This is a genomic window from uncultured Gimesia sp. (assembly GCF_937919775.1).
Lineage (GTDB): Bacteria > Planctomycetota > Planctomycetia > Planctomycetales > Planctomycetaceae > Gimesia.
The window spans coordinates 1-1,925 of record NZ_CALFPF010000055.1; the positions used below are offsets into that span (position 1 = coordinate 1).

At 48.5% G+C, this 1,925-nt stretch carries 3 protein-coding genes; 1 reads left to right on the forward strand and 2 read right to left on the reverse strand.

What is annotated here, in order from left to right; genetic code table 11:
• Window positions 1-12: 12 nt before the first annotated feature.
• Entirely contained in the window at window positions 13-441 is a 429-nt protein-coding gene (locus Q0294_RS01490; RefSeq protein WP_299460097.1) for a hypothetical protein, read from the reverse strand.
• 5 nt (window positions 442-446) lie between these two features.
• Window positions 447-1,364 carry a DnaJ C-terminal domain-containing protein gene (locus tag Q0294_RS01495; protein ID WP_299460100.1) on the reverse strand — a complete coding sequence of 306 codons (918 nt, stop codon included), beginning with the start codon at window positions 1,362-1,364 and terminating at the stop codon, window positions 447-449.
• A 350-nt stretch (window positions 1,365-1,714) separates the two neighbouring features.
• On the opposite strand from Q0294_RS01495, the gene Q0294_RS01500 reads away from it, so the two are divergent.
• Window positions 1,715-1,925 (forward strand): ABC transporter permease (locus Q0294_RS01500; RefSeq protein ID WP_299460103.1); only part of this gene is annotated, 211 nt, incomplete at its 3' end.

A 1,925-nucleotide genomic window follows, 5' to 3' on the forward strand; every position in this document is an offset into this window, starting at 1 on the left:
GTGTGAACCGTTTTATGATTTGGTTGGCTTTTCTTGAACGTGCTCTGATTCACCGGTATGATCAGAAGACGTTTCCGTCGGTTTCTGCCGTTCAGCATGCGTCTGTGGAGGATAAGGTCTCCTGATCATCGTGCGCACGGTATGTCCAAACAGGGATGTAAAGATCAAAATTCCGATGCCCGTACCCGCTAATAACCAGAGAATTAACACCATGACCCCCAATTCCCGGGGGCGGTTGTCTTTCTTTTTTTCTTCTGAAGTTTTATTTTCCTGTTCAGAATCGGAAGGCACATCCAGTCCGGTTTTCGCGTCAGATTCTACCGTCGTCGAACCCGACTCGGCGTTTTGAGCAGACAGTTCACAGACGGGCGTGCTTATGATCAACAGGCATAACACCAACAGGCTGGTCATGCCTTGCTTCAGAGTTCGTTGGTGTCGCATTGACATCACCATGCTTTCGACCGAGGGGTTTCTTGTTGTATTTGTTTGAGTTGCTCATACAGCGAGCGTTCCTGGTCACTGAGCTCTTTGGGAGCGACTACTTTTATCGAACAGATCTGATCTCCCGGTTGTTTGGATTTCTGATCGATGATGCCTTTGCCGCGGAGTCGCAATTTCGCGCCACTGGAAGTTCCCGGCGGGATCGTGACAGTGACTTCACCTTCCGATAACGTGGGGACGTCGACTTTCGCGCCCAGGGCCGCTTCAGCGAGACTGATGGGAACTTCCAGAATTAGATTGCTGCCCTCCCGTTTGAAGTAAGGGTGGCTACCTACTTTAATTGTGATCAGTAAATCTCCTGCAGGCCCTCCATGAATTCCAGGATTTCCCTGACCGCTCAGTCTGATGACTGAGCCATTATCGACGCCTGCCGGAATTTTAATTGCCAAACGCTCGGACGCCCCGCCTTTTTGCAGACTGACTTCATGCCCTCCCCCGACCGCTGCCAGATGAAAGGGGATTTCAATCTGCACACGACTCGACTCCCCCTTCTGCGGTCTTGGTTGTGCGCGTTTTCCTCCACGGAATGCGCCGCCAAACAAGTCACCCAGATCAATGCCGCCACCGCCAAACAGGTCTTCCAGATCAACCGGGCCGCCTCCACCGCCGCCTGGATAATAGCCTCCGCCAGGACCTGCCTGCTGGAAGGAATGTCCATATTGGTCGTATTGCTTGCGTTTGGTCTCATCTCGCAAGATTTCGTATGCTTCCTGAACCTCTTTAAATTTCTGATCGGCCGACTTATCATCAGGGGCCATGTCAGGGTGATATTTTCGGGAGAGTTTACGGTATGCTTTTTTGATTTCGTCAGCACTGGCGGTTTTTGAAACTTCCAGGATATCGTAATAGTCGCGTTTGTTCATGGATTTAAAATTCGTTTTAGTACCAACCGTAAAAAATGTATGCTGATGAAATGCCATAGAACCGGAAAGTACGAAGTTCTTTCAGACAGTCTATGAAAACTCAAACAATAAAAACCATTCTTACCAGAGACGAACGCCTGCGGAATGATTTCAGTGTCTGATCTTCAGTTGGGAGCATTCTACGTTTGAATTTAGCTGGTTTTCAAGTTAGCTCCGTCTATAACTCTCTATAATCAGTTCTTTTATTATCAGATTACGAAGCAAATTGATTCATTGATGGAGGCGACTTGCGTAAAATGCCAATACATTCTGAAGGCTGGACCGACTCGACTGACTGGAAAATCGCATAAATGTTAAAATTTGCCCTACGAAATCTGCTCAGTCGTTCGCTACGTTCTTTTTTGTGTTTAATGGGATTGACCATTGCCATCGCCGGTATGGTGGGCTTATTTTCCATCGCCGGCGGGCTGGAAGAGACCGTTTCCCAGACATTTGGCAAAATTACAGGAATTGTCGCAATGCAACCCGGTGCACCGATTCCCCTGTTTTCCAGAATACCCA